Origin of the sequence: Streptomyces sp. NPDC102462, assembly GCF_044765425.1 — a bacterium.
In the GTDB taxonomy this organism is placed as follows: Bacteria; Actinomycetota; Actinomycetes; order Streptomycetales; family Streptomycetaceae; genus Streptomyces.
This window is the reverse complement of record NZ_JBIWKB010000001.1, coordinates 206760-221744: the sequence shown is the minus strand read 5'-3', so window position 1 is coordinate 221744 and position 14985 is coordinate 206760. Positions and strand designations below refer to the sequence as shown.

The 14985-nt window shown below is 71.7% G+C and carries 12 protein-coding genes; 8 read left to right on the top strand and 4 right to left on the bottom strand.

Features of this window, described 5'->3' with window-relative positions; all coding sequences use genetic code 11:
• Positions 1-8: 8 nt before the first annotated feature.
• From ACIRFL_RS01025 to ACIRFL_RS01000, 6 genes are all read left to right on the top strand, one after another.
• Complete coding sequence (locus ACIRFL_RS01025) at positions 9-1025, top strand: BtrH N-terminal domain-containing protein (protein ID WP_404022862.1); 1017 nt, start codon at positions 9-11, stop codon at positions 1023-1025.
• A gap of 284 nt (positions 1026-1309) precedes the next feature.
• A complete protein-coding gene (locus tag ACIRFL_RS01020) occupies positions 1310-1789 on the top strand; it encodes a hypothetical protein (protein WP_404022861.1) in 480 nt (159 codons plus the stop codon).
• Between the two features lie 186 nt (positions 1790-1975).
• Complete coding sequence (locus ACIRFL_RS01015) at positions 1976-2932, top strand: GAF domain-containing protein (protein WP_404022859.1); 957 nt, start codon at positions 1976-1978, stop codon at positions 2930-2932.
• Positions 2933-3120: 188 nt separating this feature from the next.
• A complete protein-coding gene (locus tag ACIRFL_RS01010) occupies positions 3121-3558 on the top strand; it encodes an archease (protein ID WP_404022857.1) in 438 nt (145 codons plus the stop codon).
• A 51-nt stretch (positions 3559-3609) separates the two neighbouring features.
• The gene (locus ACIRFL_RS01005) at positions 3610-5037 is read left to right on the top strand and encodes an RtcB family protein (RefSeq protein WP_404022856.1); all 1428 of its coding nucleotides are present in this window, start codon (positions 3610-3612) and stop codon (positions 5035-5037) included.
• A 37-nt stretch (positions 5038-5074) separates the two neighbouring features.
• Positions 5075-5371: a hypothetical protein gene (locus tag ACIRFL_RS01000; protein ID WP_404022854.1), complete on the top strand. Its 297-nt coding sequence runs from the start codon at positions 5075-5077 to the stop codon at positions 5369-5371.
• A 60-nt stretch (positions 5372-5431) separates the two neighbouring features.
• Here the strand turns inward: ACIRFL_RS01000 and ACIRFL_RS00995 are convergent, their stop codons facing one another.
• Both ACIRFL_RS00995 and ACIRFL_RS00990 read right to left on the bottom strand, forming a co-directional pair.
• Positions 5432-6514: a hypothetical protein gene (locus tag ACIRFL_RS00995; RefSeq protein WP_404022853.1), complete on the bottom strand. Its 1083-nt coding sequence runs from the start codon at positions 6512-6514 to the stop codon at positions 5432-5434.
• Between the two features lie 179 nt (positions 6515-6693).
• Positions 6694-7905 carry a cytochrome P450 gene (locus tag ACIRFL_RS00990; protein ID WP_404022851.1) on the bottom strand — a complete coding sequence of 404 codons (1212 nt, stop codon included), beginning with the start codon at positions 7903-7905 and terminating at the stop codon, positions 6694-6696.
• A gap of 492 nt (positions 7906-8397) precedes the next feature.
• On the opposite strand from ACIRFL_RS00990, the gene ACIRFL_RS00985 reads away from it, so the two are divergent.
• Entirely contained in the window at positions 8398-9831 is a 1434-nt protein-coding gene (locus ACIRFL_RS00985; protein ID WP_404022849.1) for an aldehyde dehydrogenase family protein, read from the top strand.
• A gap of 132 nt (positions 9832-9963) precedes the next feature.
• Here the strand turns inward: ACIRFL_RS00985 and ACIRFL_RS00980 are convergent, their stop codons facing one another.
• On the bottom strand, positions 9964-12651 hold the full coding sequence (locus tag ACIRFL_RS00980) for an SdrD B-like domain-containing protein (protein WP_404022848.1): 2688 nt from the start codon (positions 12649-12651) through the stop codon (positions 9964-9966).
• A gap of 320 nt (positions 12652-12971) precedes the next feature.
• On the opposite strand from ACIRFL_RS00980, the gene ACIRFL_RS00975 reads away from it, so the two are divergent.
• Positions 12972-13871, top strand: coding sequence for an RNA polymerase sigma-70 factor (locus ACIRFL_RS00975; protein ID WP_404022847.1), 900 nt, complete (start codon positions 12972-12974; stop codon positions 13869-13871).
• Between the two features lie 219 nt (positions 13872-14090).
• Here the strand turns inward: ACIRFL_RS00975 and ACIRFL_RS00970 are convergent, their stop codons facing one another.
• On the bottom strand, positions 14091-14945 hold the full coding sequence (locus tag ACIRFL_RS00970) for an RNA polymerase subunit sigma (RefSeq protein ID WP_404022846.1): 855 nt from the start codon (positions 14943-14945) through the stop codon (positions 14091-14093).
• Positions 14946-14985 lie beyond the last annotated feature (40 nt).

The window sequence follows — 14985 nt, the reverse complement described above, 5'->3', positions numbered from 1 at the left end:
AGCACGACATGACCACGGTGACGGACATCGATGCCCGCGGTATGCGGCACTGCGAGACGACGGCGCTGGGTGTGCTGTTGCGGCACCAGGGACTCGATCTGTCCGAGCCCATGCTCTTCGGCCTCGGTTGCGGGCTGTCCTTCGTCTACTGGGACGGCAAGAACATGGACTTCCCCTTCCTCGGGGGGCGGGTCAGACCCTTCGACCTCACCAGAAACCTGGCCCGTGTGCTCGGGCTGGAACTCGTGGTCCAGGAGACCACCTCCCCGCGCAGGGCCTGGCAGAACGTGGTGGCCCAGGTCGACGCCGGCCACCCCGTCGGGCTGCAACTCGACAGCTACCACCTGGACTACTTCACTTCGAAGGTGCACTTCGGCGGGCATGTCGTCGCCCTGTACGGCTACGACGACCGCAACGCCCATCTGGTGGACACCGACCAGCAGGGCGGGGCCGTGTCCACCAGTCTGACCAGCCTCGCCCAGGCCCGGGCGGCGCGCGGCCCGATGACCGCCAGACACCGGTCCTTCACCCTCACCGCCGCGAGCGACCTGCCCTCCCTGCGGGACCGTATCGTTGCCGCCGTCACCGCCTGCGCCGACGCCTTCCTGAACCCGCCCATCGCCAACCTCGGCCACCGAGGCATCGAGAAGGCCGGAAAGCTGGTCGGCACATGGCTGCGGCGGACCGACGACCCGCGGCGGGACCTGCCGCGGGCCGCCCACCTGATGGAGCGGGCCGGCACCGGCGGCGCCCTGTTCCGCAACCTGTACCGCGACTTCCTCGCCGAATGCACCCACCACCTCGACAGCGGCCGTCTGCGCACCGGGCACGGCCGCTACGCCGAGGCGGCCACCCTGTGGACGCAGGTCGCGGCACTGATCGCCGAGGCCGGGGAGTCGGGCGACGCACGGCACCTCGTTCAGGCCGGAACCCTCCTCGGCGACCTTTCCCGCATCGAGCGGGAGGCCATGCAGGCGCTGAGCCGTCTGGGCACCGAGCAACCAGGGCTCCACGCCCCGGCCTGACGGACGAGCGAGCGCCGCCGAACCGGGGCGCGGCGACCGGGAACCCGAGCCGTCCGGCCGGCCTTGCGGGGACCTTCGGCCCTGTGGGCGACGTGTGCCGCCGTCCGACGGTGGTACCGAGTGGGTGAACGGACCAGTGATGTGCTGGAGGGCGACGCATGGGCACACCGGATTCGCCGTACACGTCCGGTCCGCCCCCGCCGCGCAGACCGCGGGCGGCTCGGGGGGCGAACCCCCTCACACGCGCGTCCGACAGGCTCGAACGCTGGTTCAGCCGGGTCCTGATGGTCCTCCTCGTCCTCGGCGTGCCCGTGGCCGCGTACAGCGCGGGACAGGCGGCGTACGAGGCGTCGATGCGCACCGTGACGGCGCAGGCGGCCCAGCGGCACGAGGTCGCGACCCGCCTGGCGGCGGGCGTCCAGGGCGATCCGACGACGGGCAGGCAGCCCGCGCTCGTCCGCTGGACCGACGCCGACGGCAGGGCGAGGGAGGGAACCGCGCTCGTGGAGTCCGGAACACCCGGGGGCGCCACCGTGCGGGTGTGGGTGGACCGGGACGGACGGATCACCGGCCCGCCGATGAGCACGCTCGCCGCGCAGTCCAACGGCTGGTTCGTGGGCGGCGTGGCGGGCGTCGGTGTGGCCGCCGGTTGCTACGCGGCACGGGCGGCCCTGCGCGTGGCCCTCGACCGGCGCAGGTATGCGCAGTGGGACGCCGAATGGGACCTGGTGGAACCCCTGTGGTCCGCACGTTTTCGAGGGTGACGGGCCGGGCCACCGGCGGGCGGGGCCGTGCGCCGTTCCGTCGGCCCGGGCCGCGGGGCGGGCCGGGCCGACTGTCCCGGGTGGCACCGGGGACGTAAGCTGCTGGTGTCCGCAAGAGCACCCGAGCGAGGGCGTGGTGCCATGCTGCCGGATCGTTCCCAGATTCTCGCGGGTCCGCTGGAGCATGTGACGGTTTCCCACCGTGCGACGTCACCGCGGCCGGCCGACGTGGTGGCGGACGCCGTGCGAGCCGATCAGCTCGGCACATGTGTCTGCCTCGCCCTGGACGACCCGTCCGCCCTGCGGCGTTTGCAGGACGGGGCGGCGGAACTGCGCGACGCCCCGCACCTGGGCCTGGTGCTCGTGCGTGTGATGCGGACGGCCATGGACCTGGTGGGCGCCGACTTCGGCAACGTCCAGGTCGTGGACCCCTGCGACGGCTCGCTGGTCCTGGTCACCCAGTGCGGCTTCGGTCCCCGGTTCCTCGACCACTTCGCTGTGGTGGACGACGACCACTGCGTGTGCGGTCGAGCCGCCCGGCGGGGCGACCAGGAGGTCGTGGCCGATGTCCGCGCCGCCCCTGGCATGGCGCGGCACGAAGGGATCTTCCGTGCCGCCGGGGTACGGGCCGTTCAGTCCACACCTCTGGTGGACTGCGCGGGGCGACTGGTCGGGATGGTCTCGACACACATGTCGGAGCCGGGACAGCCGTCCGAGCGCGACCTCGGGATCATGCGGCTCTACGGCCTTCTCGCGGGTGAGTCGATCGGCCGACGGCTGCGCGGGCCACATGTCGACGGTGTGCCCCCGGGCCTACGGGACGAGGTGGCACCCGTCGCCCGGTGCGATCCCGGCCGGATGCCGGCGGACCCGCTCATGAGCCGGATCCTGTCCGACGCGATCAACCGGATCTTCTCGGCAGGGCTGAGCCTCGCCGGTGCCCTGCCCCGTGTCACCGACGACTTCGCGGCCCAGCGCGTCCGGGCCTGCATCGAAGAGCTGGACGGGATGATCCATTCGATGCAGCGGGCCGCGGTCGACCTCGGCGTGCGCGGCGAGCACCGAAAGTCCCCCACCCGGCAGTCGGCCGGGCGCCTTCACGGCCCGTCCGACGAGACCGACACCCCGGCACATCGCGCCTGACTCCCCCGCCACGGTTCGGCCGGCCAAGTCCCCGCCGCCGCCGGGGTGGGGAGGTGAGACACATGGCTTCACGCGTTCGCGTCCGCGGAGGTGAGCCGCATGACGGTGCCCGTACGACACGGGCGCGGCAGCCCGCCGGAGCGGGCCGGTCCGCATCCGCGCGGCCACAGGGTGTGCGGCAGGGCGGTATGGCCCGTGCCGGGCCTGGGCAGCCGCCGTGCGGTCATCGCAGTGTTCCGCACACCGGTGATCTGCGGGTCGAGGCATGGGCGCCGACCCGTGAGGAGTGCATCGCGGAGGCGGTGGGCGGCATGGTCGGCAGCTTCGCCGAGCTGCCCGCGCACGCGCCGGGCACCGTACGGGAGTACGTGGTGTCCGCCGTGGACGACGACCGGCTCCTGGCCGGGGTGCTCGAAGAGATCATCTACCGCATGGACGCCGCTGACGAGCTGCCGTCCGACGTCGCGGTGACGCCGGAGCCGGGCGGAGTGCGGGTGCGGTGCACGATGTGCGGCAGTTCGACGGCCACACAGACCGGGGCCGTACCCAAGGCCGTGGCCCTGCACGGGCTGGCGCTGGTCCAGGACTCGCACGGGTGGGTCGGCCGGGTGACCCTGGATGTGTGACGCCCGTCCGGCTCCCGCGCCGGAACGGCTCGCCGAGGAGGCCGATGCGACATGGACATCCGGCTGACGGCGGAGGGGCCCTGGCGGTTCCGGATCGAACGGACCGGCGCCATGCGGGTGCCCGGAGCCGTCCTCGCGCCGCGCGAGCTGCTGCCGGACGAGCCCGGTGACCAGGCCCTCGCCCAGGTCGCCCACGTCGCCACGCTCCCGGGCATCGTCCGCGCCTCGTACGCCATGCCCGACATCCACTGGGGCTACGGCTTCCCGATCGGCGGTGTGGCCGCGACCGACGTCGACGGCGGCGGAGTCGTCTCGCCGGGCGGAGTGGGCTTCGACATCTCCTGCGGGGTGCGCCTGCTCACCGCGCACGTGGACCGCTCGGCGCTGCTGCGGAGACTGCCCGCGCTGATGGACCGTCTGGACGCGCTGGTCCCACGCGGGCTCGGGCACGGCGGCCTGTGGCACCTGACGGGCCGGGCCCAGCTGCACGAGGTCCTGCGCGGCGGGGCCCGCTACGCGGTCGAGCAGGGCCATGGCGTACCGCGCGACCTGGACCGCTGCGAGGACGGCGGAGCCGTCGGCGACGCCGATGCCGCCCAGATCGGCGAACGCGCGCTGGACCGCGGTGCCCGGCAGGTCGGCAGTCTGGGGTCGGCCAACCACTTCCTGGAGATCCAGGCGGTCGACACCGTCCACGACAAGACGTGTGCGCGGGCTTTCGGCCTGCGTACCGGCCTGGTGTGCGTCATGATCCACTGCGGTTCGCGGGGCCTGGGGCACCAGATCTGCGCCGACCACGTACGGGCCATGGACGGCGTGATGCGGCGGTACGGCATCGACGTGCCCGACCCGCAGCTCGCCTGCGCGCCCGTCGACTCGCCCGCGGGCCGCGCCTACCTGGCGGCGATGGCGGCCGCCGCGAACTACGCCCGCGCCAACCGCCAGTTGCTGGCCGACGCCGCCCGCGGCGCCTTCCGCGAGGTGACCGGTGCGGGCCTGGACCTGCTCTACGACGTCTCGCACAACCTCGCCAGGCTGGAACGCCCCACCGGCGACGGCGGCAGCGGTCCCCTGCTGTGCGTCCACCGCAAGGGCGCCACCCGGGCCCTGCCGCCCGGCCACCCGGAGCTGCCGGACGCGCTGCGCCCCTTCGGCCAGCCGGTGTTCGTGCCCGGCACGATGGGCACCGCCTCGTACGTCATGACCGGCGTCACCGGCAACCGGGCCTTCGACTCCTGCTGCCACGGCGCCGGCCGCGTCTGGAGCCGGCATCGCGCCCACCGTGAGATGTCCGGCCGAAGACTGCGCCAGGAACTGGCCGACGCGCGGGTCGCGGTGCGCCCCGCCTCCTGGCGCGGCGTCACCGAGGAGGCACCGGAGGCGTACAAGGACGTCGATGCCGTGGTCCGGGCGAGCGAACACAACGACTTGGGGCGCCTCGTGGCCCGCCTGGTGCCGCTGGGCGTCCTCAAGGGATGAAGGGCCCGAGGGGGAAGCCGAGAGGAAGGCGAAGGCCATGGTAGGGACGTCATGGACGACGACGGGCGTGTTCACGGGGCGGGGCGGTGCCCGCACCGACGAGACGGGGATCGTCACCGGGGACCTGACGGTGCGTACGACCTGGGACGGCAGGCGGGCCGAGGTGCTGGTCCAGTACAGCGGCACGTCCCGCTGGTTCACCCTGGCCGGAAGCCCGCTGCCGTGCCCTTCCCGGCAGGAGAGCCGCCATCTGCACCAGGCGGTGGTGAACGCCGTGCGGGCCGGCGGCGGCGCCACCGTTCCCCGGCGCGACGAGCAGGGGGCACGCCCGTGACCACGGGCGGCGGCCACCACCGTGCCCCCGCCGGAAGCCCGTTCCGGCGCCGGAGGCGGGCTAGTAGCGCAGCAGCACGCCCACGCCCTCCCGCAGCCGCAGCTCATGTTCGGGTACCACGACCAGTTCGGCGCCCGTGCCGACGAGGGCGCGGGCCAGGGCCGCGTCGGCCCGCTCCTCGCCGACCTCTCGTGTCCCGTAGACGCGCAGTTCGTCTGCGGTGAGGGCGAGTTGGCCCGGTTCCGGGCCGATCCACAGGCGCAGCGGCGACTCCGGGTGGTTGTTGAGGAAGAGGGCCTTGACCCGGCCGCGTTGCAGGGCGGACACGGCGGCGGCAAGTCCTTCCGTGGCCGCTCCGCCGTGGGCTCGCGCGGCGAGGAAGGCACTGAGCAGTGCCCGGTCGCGGGCGGCCATCCGCCCGCGGAAGAGGTCGTCGAGCTGCCGCTCCAGCAGTGCCCTCCCGGGCTGGGAGGTGCCCGCGCCTGCGACCGTGACGACCTGCTCGCGCAGGCCGGCCGGAAGCCGCCGGACGAGGATGCCGCGTGCCCAGACGTCGCCCGCGACGACCACCGTCTCGATGTCGATGCGCCGTGCGTGGCCCTCCAGTTCCCGGCCCACCTCCGCGGCGGCGTTCAGCCAGTCGGTCACCGGGATCTCCTCGTGGAGACGGTGTCCGGGCGTGACCCGGGTCAGCGGCCAGGTGCCGGCCTCGGCGTCGATCCGTACGGTGCCGGCGGCGTCCGTGGCGTGACGGCCGGTGTAGTGCACGGACACGGCCAGGTACGGGATGCCGGGCGCGTGCTGGACGATCAGCGGCATGGTGTCCGGCAGGGTCCCGAAGTGCGCGGTGTCCCGAGCGGGTGGAGCGGGCAGTTCGTCCGACAGGACCAGGTTCCCGTGTGCGGTGAACACCGCCTGGCCGTGGGTGCCGGGGACCTCCGTGTCACCGCCCACCGTGTCGGCCACCGCGATGACGGAGTCCCGGTCCGCTCCCTCGGCCGTCAGGGCGTCCCGAAGGTGCCGCCGGCGCAGCTCCATGGCGGCATCGGGGTCGTCGACGGCGGCATCGCGGGAGGTGTCCACGTAGACGGACGCGAAGGGACCCGGCTGCTGGTAGAGGGGTTCGAGGAAGGAAAGTCTCATGGTCACTCCCGAGGGGGCTCTCGGCACCGCATATCACCCCGCACGCCCGGCATGCCGCCGCAGCGGGACACGGCCGCGCGGCCCGCTCCCCCCTCCAGGATGCGCCCGCCCGGCGAGCCGCGCCCACCCCGACCGGGTTCTCGGACGGCGCATCGGCCACGAGGAGCCGGGCGGGGCGGTCAGGCCGCGGTGCCGATCTCCACGACGCAGTCGCGCAGTACGTAGCTTCCGATGCCGTCGAGGAATCCGATCGTGGGCGGGGTCGCCATGCGCAGTCCCGGCAGGGCGAACAGCCCGCTGAGGAAGGTGTCCGTCTCCAGGAGCGCGATATGGGCACCGGGGCACTTGTGCGGGCCGTCACCGAAGGACAGCCCCGGCGAGCCGACGCCGTCGTTCGTGGCCCGCCCGGGACGGACGCACCACGGTCGCGGACCCATGGCTCGCTCATCGAGGTTGGTGTGGTCGATGAGGATGTCGATGCGCTCACCGGCCGGTACGGTCACGGTCTCCTCGCCGCCGGGCAGGTCGAGGGGCCGCGTGGTACGGCGGCCGAGGCGGCCGACGACCGGTTCGAGGCGCAGTATCTCGTTGAGCACACCGAGCCGGCCGGCCTCGTCCGCCGACCGGTAGTGCGCCAGCAGCGCGGCATCGGAGAACAGATGCCAGGCGGCCGCGCTGATGAACTCGCGGGTGGTGACCATGCCCGCCGCGGCGAAGGTGAGGCATTCACCCAGGACCTCCTGGGCCGAGCAGCCCTCGTCGAGCAGATGGGAGACGAGGTCGTCGCGGCGGCTACGGCGGCGGGTGCGCACGGCGGGCCGTACGTCGCCCAGATAGACCCGCAGCCAGTTGATGTTCTGCCGCACCATCCAGTGGATGCCGTGGAGGCTGGTCAGCCCTGGCGTACCGAACTTCTCGGGGAAGAAGCGTTCCAGCCGCCGCTCGATGCCGGGCCGGCTCTCGGTCAGCCCGATGACGGCGCAGGCCACGTCGATCGCCACGCGGAAGCTCAGGTCCGACAGGGCGGCCCGGCGGGTGGCCGTGAGGTGGTCGAGCTGGTGCCGGGTGGCGCGGACCATGACGTCCCGGTAGTGCTCGTCGACACGGCGCGGTGTGAAGAACCGGGCGGTCTGCCGGCGGTGTTCACGGTGCTCGGGTCCGTCCCGGTAGAGCACCGGCCGCCGGATGCGCGACGGGAGTTTCTCGACCGTCTCGATGCCGAGCCCCGCCTGGTCGGTGTCGGTGCTGCGCAGCACGGCGCGGGCCGCGTCGTATCCGCGCACCTGCCAGACGCCGTCGCTTCCGCGTGCGACGGGGCATCCCGTCGGTCCACTCCCCCGCTCGATCCTGCGCCCTGCGAAGTCCCCGTCCGCACCGTCCACGAGCGGCACCTCCCTCTCCCCGATGACGCTGCCGGACACGCCGCGGCCCGCAGTGAGCCGGGCCAAGCCGGGCCGACGGCGCATCGTGAGGTACGCCGGAGCCGTGCGGCGGGCTTCACGGTTCCTTCCCGCCGACGACGCTCTCGTATCCTCGTGGGGCCGACGCCCGCAGCACGGAAGGGCGGTTCAGGCCGTCGCCGGGCAGGTGGTCCGTGACCGTGCGGGCGACGCGCCGGGCTCATGCCGCCGTGCGGCCGTTCGCCGGAGCGTCGCGGATCGCCCCCCGTCACGAACGCGTCCCAGGGGTGGCACGTGGTGCCGCCCACCGGTTCGACCGTGCGACGGCCGGTGCTGTGACACCGCGGTCCCGCCGGCGCCGGCACGGCGATGTCATGGGCCGTGCGGCCCGGCTGCCGCTTTCCGGACCTGCGGCACTGTGACCCGGATCATGGGCATGGCGGAGCATGGATGCCCTGGGACGGCCGGTGTTGCCTTGCGGGCATGAACACGAACCATGAGGTCCCCTTTCCCGCCCCGTCCCACTGGATCGACGGCCGTGCCGTGCCCGGCTCGGGGCCGCTGATCGACGTCCTCAACCCGGCCGACGCTTCCGTGGTCGCCTCCGTGCACGAGGGCACGGCCGAGGACGTCGACAAGGCGGTGGACGCGGCGCTCGCCGCCTTCCCCGGATGGTCGGCGACCGCGGCCGAGGACCGTATCGCCGTGATACGGCGTCTGGCCGAGGGGATGCAGCAGCACTCCGAGGCCATAGCGGCCACGATCACGCAGGAGATGGGCGCCCCGATCGGCTTCTCCCGCCAAGCGCAGGCGGGCTTCCCCGTGGCCTCGACCCTCGCCGCGATCACCGCGGCCGAGCGGTTCGAGTGGACGGAGGTGGTGGAGAACTCGCTGATCGTCCGGGAGCCGGTCGGCGTGGTCGGTGCCATCACCCCGTGGAACTTCCCCCTCCAGCAGCTGGTGACCAAGGTCGTACCGGCGCTGCTGGCCGGTAACACCGTGGTGCTCAAACCCTCGGAGATCTCGCCGCTGAGCGCCCGGATGTTCGCGGAGATCGCCACCGACGCGGGTCTCCCGGACGGCGTGCTGAACGTCGTGCAGGGCACCGGTCCGGTCGTCGGCGAGGCGATCTCCCGGCACCCGAAGATCGACATGGTCTCGTTCACCGGGTCCACCGCCGCCGGCAAGCGGGTCTCCGTGGCCGCGTCGGACACCGTCAAGCGCGTCGCGCTCGAACTGGGCGGCAAGTCGGCCCACATCGTCCTGCCCGAGGCGGACCTCGACTTCGCCGTCGCCCGCGGACTGGCCTTCGCCTGGGCCAACGGCGGTCAGGCCTGCGGTGCCCATACCCGCATGCTCGTTCCCCAGGACCTCCAGGGCGAAGTCGTCGAGATGCTGCGGTCGGCCGCCGCCGAGTACACGGTGGGTGACCCCGCCGACGAGGCCACCCGGATCGGTCCGCTCGCCTCGGAGACCCAGCGCGAGCGCGTGGACGGCTACATCCGGCGCGGTGTCGCCGACGGCGCCACCCTGGTGGTCGGCGGGCCCGGCCGGCCGGAGGGCTTCGAGACGGGTGCCTATGTCAGGCCCACGATCTTCTCCGACGTCGACCCCGGATCCGTCATCGCGCAGGAGGAGATCTTCGGCCCCGTTCTCGTCGTGATCCCCTATACGGACGACGACCACGCCGTCGAGATCGCCAACGGCACGATCTACGGCCTCAGCGCCGCCGTCACCGGCGACGAGGAACACGCCATGGCGATCGCCCGGCGGCTGCGCGTCGGACAGGTCGACGTCAACGGCGGGGAGCACAACTTCCAGGCGCCGTTCGGTGGTTACAAGCAGTCCGGCAACGGCCGGGAGATGGGCCGCGCCGGTATCGAGGAGTTCCTTGAGACCAAGGCGATCACCCGCTGACCCAGATTTCCCTCCGGCGAACACCCCGCTCGTACTTCGTGGAGTGAGCCACAGCGCCAAAAACGAGCGGTCCCTCCCCGTGATGCCGGGGAGGGACCGCTCGTTCCATTGGCAGAGAGGGGTAGTGGCTTGTTACATGGCGGCTCCGCTGGTGCGGCGGCGGCGGATCAGGAGGAAGCCGCCGATGGCCGCCGCGGCGGCCGTGCCACCGACGACGGGGTCGATGACCGGGACGCCGACGGTGTCGACACAGGAGTCGTTGTTGTCGGGGTTGGGGTCGGGCTCAGCACCCGTGACCTTGGCGCAGTTGGTCATAATCTCCATCGGCTGGAAGTCGGCGGGCGCCTTGGCAGTGACCTTGACGGTGTGGCTCTCCCCGACGTCCAGCGGGCCACCGGAGCACGTCAGGATGCCGGCGGCGATACCGCAGCCGGCGTCGGAGGTCCTGGCGTCGGTGAGACGCTCGGGCAGCGGGTCGGTGACCGTCCAGCGCGTGGAGCGGTTCGGCCCGTTGTTGGTGATGATGACGTTGTACTCGATCTCTCCACCCGGGCCCGCCCAGGCCGGACCCGTCTTGATCACGGACAGGTCGGCCTGCGGGTTCACGAAGCCGAAGTCGGCGCCGTGGTCGTTCTGGCCGGCGCCCTTCGGGGTGACCTGGGCGGCCGGGTAGGGGTTGCCGGACGTCTCACCGCTGGAGTCGATCTGGTCGTTGTTGCCCTGGTTGGGCCGGGTGGGCTTCCAGCCGTCCAGGACGCCACCGGTCTGGTAGTCGGCCGGGTTGTCCATCTTCACGGTGTACGTCTTGCCGTACGGGAAGTCCTCCGGCTTGACGTTCTTGGTCACGGTCGAGTCGAAGTAGTACTCGCCCCGCTCGTTGGTGACCGCCGTACCGATCTTCTTGCCGGCCGCGTCGTACAGGTTGACCGTGGCACCCACCACCGGCTCCTCACCGGGGTCCTGGACGCCGTCCAGGTCGGTGTCCTTCCAGACCCGGTTGCCGATCTGCAACGGCGCCTCGTCGCACAGGACTTCCAGGTCACCCATCCCGCGCGCCTTGCCGAAGTCGTTGTTCAGGAACAGGCCGTCCCCGTTGATGGCGCTGGTGCCGTCGTTGCGGTCCAGCCACCGCACGCCGCTGCCCGTCTTCTGGATGGGGTCCATCGCGGTGAACGGGATCCTGTCCTCGACCGCGGAGAACGCCACACCACCCGAGCTGATCTCCTGGTGGCCGCCTTCTTCGGTGCCCATGTAGTCGCCGGGGTAGAACTCCTTGACGTCCGGCTTCTCTCCGCCCGAGACGGCGGGGCCGGTGTTGTTGTTCTTGCAGCCGCCGTTGCCGTCCAGGACGAACATGTGGTTCCCGCCACGGCAGGCCCGGTTGATGTCACCGCCGTTGACCGCGGTGGTCGCCGGCCAGGTGCCGGAGGTCTCCGGCAGGTTCCAGCCGGCGCGGTCGGCGAAACGGTCGGCGAAGCCGACGACCATGTCACCGTTGATCTCGAAGCTGATGTCGGTGAGCTCGGGCTCCGGGTTCTGGATCACGTCACCCGTGCATGCCTTGCCGTCCTGGGTCAGGGGCCGGGTGTCGGTCCACGGGTACCAGCTCGGGCCGCCGCACGCGTTGGCGCCCGTCCACCCGCCGCGCGGGAAGTTCAGCGGCTGGTCCATGACCGTGCCGGTGAACTGGCCCGTGACCGGGTCGAAGACCTGCACGACGGCCCGCATGTCGGCCTTGTTGCCGGTGGACTGCGCCGAACACACGCCGCCGACGTACACCTTGCCCTCGTGGAGGCCCAGGCCGAAGGGGCGCCAGTCCCCGGGCGCAGCACAGCCCGGGTCCTTGATCGGGTAGGACGCCTTCTGCGTGGCGGCGGTGGGCTGTGTGGCGTCGTAGCGGTAGAGCCTGCGGTCGTGCAGGTTGACGACGTACAGGTCCTTGCCGTCCGCGCTGACGTCCAGGTCGCCCAGCGACTCCTTGCCGACCACAGGACCGAACGCCTGGTCCATCCCGGCATTCATGTTGTGCTGGGTGCCGCCGGGGTTGGGGACCTTGGTGAACACCACGGTCTGCTTGGTGGCCGGGTCGGTCCGGTAGATCGCACCCGCTTCGCCGGGGCCGTACTTGGCCCCTCGTTTGGCATAGGCCGCGGAGAAGACCTGCTTGGTCACCCGGTTGACGCCGACACCCCAGACCGTGCCCGTCTGCCCGTTGTTCGCCAGGTCAGAGACAAGGCCGGGGTCCGCGACGGCATCGCCGCGCGTGCCGAACGGGAACGACGTCAACGTGCGCTTGCTGTCCGGGGACGCGCTACCGGGCGGAATGGAGGCGTTCTGGCAGGCCGTCACCAAGGTGGCGTTCTTCTGGCAGTAGTCCTCCGGGGACCAGAACGAGGTGGTGATCTCCACGTTCTTGCCACCCGACAGATCCACGAACTCCACGTTCGACGACAGCACCGTCGGATCGATCAGGTTGGGCCGCGCCGAGGCGAACCCGGGGAACAGCACACCCTCGTCGGGGTTCTTCACCTCGACCCGGTACTTGCCGCCACCCAGGCTGTTGCCCGGCGTGAGCTTCACCGTGCCGTCCGCCTGCGTGATCCCGGTGACCGACCGCCCGGCGTCGTCGGTCAGTACGACCGTGACCCCGGCCATGCCCGGTTCCAGCGCCTGGTCCCACTTGCCGTTCGCGTTCACCTCGCGCACGACCCGGATGGTCGCGTCACCGTCCCCGGAGTCGGCCGCCGCCGGGGACACCGCCGAGACCACCCCCGTCGCCGCGAGCGAAGCCGATAACGCGGCCGACAGGGCCAAGGACATACCGCCGGACCATCGCCGGCGCTGCCACTGATCCACTACCGATTCCTTCCTCCGTCTACGAATGTGCATCGGAAGCGAGCGTGCTCGCTCACATAAAGATCTTCACGGCCGCCTTGTGTGACGACCGGATAAGCCGAACGAGCGAGTCGGGGCGTGGAGGACCGCACCCGGGTGGTGGGGCCGGGCATGTGCCGATCCACGCGGCACACATGAGTGCAACCGTGTGATCACAGCGTTGACTCGGGTGCGCCCGTCCACCGCCGCGAGCGCACACTGTGGCAGCTTGTAGCATGGTGGTCTCGGCGCCGGAAGGGACAACGATGCACGCTGGGAACGATCACAATGGGGCCGTTGACCAGGCGACGAAGGACTTCCTTGCGGCGCGCCCCCGGCTCTTCGGCATCGCGTACCGGATCCTCGGCAGCTCGGTGGAGGCCGAGGACATCGTCCAGGAGACATGGCTGCGGTGGCACAACGAGGACCGCACGAACGTCGTGGAGCCGACGGCCTTCCTGACCACGGTCACCGCGCGACTGGCCATCAACCTCGCCCAGTCCGCCAGGGTGCGACGGGAGTCGTACATCGGACCGTGGCTTCCCGAACCCGTCGACACCACGGTGGACCCGCAGGTGGGCGCGGAACGGGCCGAGGCGCTGGAACTGGCGGTTCTCTTCCTCATGGAGAAGCTGAACCCGGTGGAACGCACGGCCTACGTCCTCAGAGAGGCGTTCGACTACCCCTACCACCGGATCGCGGACATCCTGGAGACCAGTGAGGCCAATGCCCGCCAGTTGGTGAGCCGTGCCCGCAAGCACCTCGCCGCCGAACGCAGGAAGCGGGTGAGCCCGGCCGAGCACCGACGGTTGCTTGAGGTGTTCCTCGCCGCGGCCCGGACGGGCGATCTGTCCGTACTGGAGAACCTTCTCGCCGAGGACGTCGTCAGCTACTCCGACGGCGGCGGGACGCGCGGCGCGTCGAAGGTCCCAGTCATCGGGCGTCTGCGCGTGGCCAGGTACCTCGCGGCCTTCGCGCCCCGGTTCTGGCCCGAGGCGGACATCCGGTGGGTCGAGGCCAACGGGCGGCCGTCCGTTCTCGTCTCGGCCGGCGGGAACGCCGTGGCGCTGCTGTGCATCGACGCGTCCGCCGACGGGATCGACCGGATCATGTGGGTCATGAATCCCTCCAAGCTGTTGCCCTATGTGGCCTCCCTGAGCGGCTGATCGTCTCCCCCGGCGGTCGTCTGCGGGTGTTCGTGTGCCGTGAGGGTGTGCGCCCGTTCCCGGCTGAGCGGTTCGTGCGCCTCGACGAACTCGCCGTGAGGCAGAGGTTCGTGAACTGCTGTCCTCCCTATGACCGGCCACGCCATGACGATGTGACACACGGCGTGGCGACCGCACTGCGCACACCCGGCGGCGATGCGGCGCCTCGCGTGGGGTGCGTCAGTGGCCGGAGGGGTCGAGGTTGTTCCAGGTGCGGAGTTTGTCGGGGTTGAGGACGGCCCAGATCTGGACGACATGACGGCCGGCGATGTCGAGGCTGATGACGGCGGCGACCAGCCGGTCGTGGCGCACGACGAGGCCGGTGCGCCCGTTGACGGACTGGGTGTGCAGGGCGGTGCGCGGGTGGCGGGGCAGCAGCGTGAGCAGGCTGCGGGCGACCTGTGTGCTGCCGCGGACCGGTTCGACCAGGGCCCGGATCTTGCCGCCGCCGTCGAAGAAGGCCGTGACATCGGGTGCGAGGACGGATGTCAGGAGGGCTTCGTCCTGCGTCGCACAGGCCGTCCGCACGGTGTGGACGGCCGCGTCGTGCTGCCGTGGCGTGGTGTGCCGCGCGCCTTGTGCCCGGAGACTGCGGCGGGCGTCGTCGGCCGGCTCGGAACGCTCCGGTCCCGGCTGCCGCACGATGTCGACGACCGTGCGCGGCGCCCCGCACACGTCGTTGAGCACGAACGACGCACGTTGTGCCGGGGAGAGGGAATCCAGCGCGTCGAACAGCGTTCCGCTGCTCTCCTCCTCGGGCGTCCCGCGCGGCTCGGCTCCCGAGCAGGAAGGGGCGCTGTCGGGCGGGGTCAGCCGGGCCAGGCAGATGCCGCCGGTGACCTCGACCAGCCATGCACGCGGCGAGGTGATCCGTGCCCGAGCCGGTTGGGGCAGCGCGTACCACCGTCGATACGTTTCGTCCACGACGCTCTCCGCCGCGCTGCCGTCGCCCAGCATCCAGTGGGCGACGTCGAGCAGATGACGCCGCTCGTCGAGCAGCTCCGCGATCGGCACCGCGTCATCGGCACGGCCCATACGACATCCTCCCTCTCGCACGGCCCACGCACCACAGCCA

What these genes read in the sequence shown, in the direction of transcription:
- ACIRFL_RS01010 (WP_404022857.1), top strand. Translation starts at nt 3,121, where the DNA reads ATGGCCCGTGCCGGGCCTGGGCAGCCGCCGTGCGGTCATCGCAGTGTT.
- ACIRFL_RS00970 (WP_404022846.1), bottom strand. Translation starts at nt 14,945, where the DNA reads ATGGGCCGTGCCGATGACGCGGTGCCGATCGCGGAGCTGCTCGACGAG.
- ACIRFL_RS01000 (WP_404022854.1), top strand. Translation starts at nt 5,075, where the DNA reads ATGGTAGGGACGTCATGGACGACGACGGGCGTGTTCACGGGGCGGGGC.
- ACIRFL_RS00985 (WP_404022849.1), top strand. Translation starts at nt 8,398, where the DNA reads ATGAACACGAACCATGAGGTCCCCTTTCCCGCCCCGTCCCACTGGATC.
- ACIRFL_RS01025 (WP_404022862.1), top strand. Translation starts at nt 9, where the DNA reads ATGACCACGGTGACGGACATCGATGCCCGCGGTATGCGGCACTGCGAG.
- ACIRFL_RS01005 (WP_404022856.1), top strand. Translation starts at nt 3,610, where the DNA reads ATGGACATCCGGCTGACGGCGGAGGGGCCCTGGCGGTTCCGGATCGAA.
- ACIRFL_RS00975 (WP_404022847.1), top strand. Translation starts at nt 12,972, where the DNA reads ATGCACGCTGGGAACGATCACAATGGGGCCGTTGACCAGGCGACGAAG.
- ACIRFL_RS00995 (WP_404022853.1), bottom strand. Translation starts at nt 6,514, where the DNA reads ATGAGACTTTCCTTCCTCGAACCCCTCTACCAGCAGCCGGGTCCCTTC.
- ACIRFL_RS00980 (WP_404022848.1), bottom strand. Translation starts at nt 12,651, where the DNA reads ATGTCCTTGGCCCTGTCGGCCGCGTTATCGGCTTCGCTCGCGGCGACG.
- ACIRFL_RS01020 (WP_404022861.1), top strand. Translation starts at nt 1,310, where the DNA reads ATGGTCCTCCTCGTCCTCGGCGTGCCCGTGGCCGCGTACAGCGCGGGA.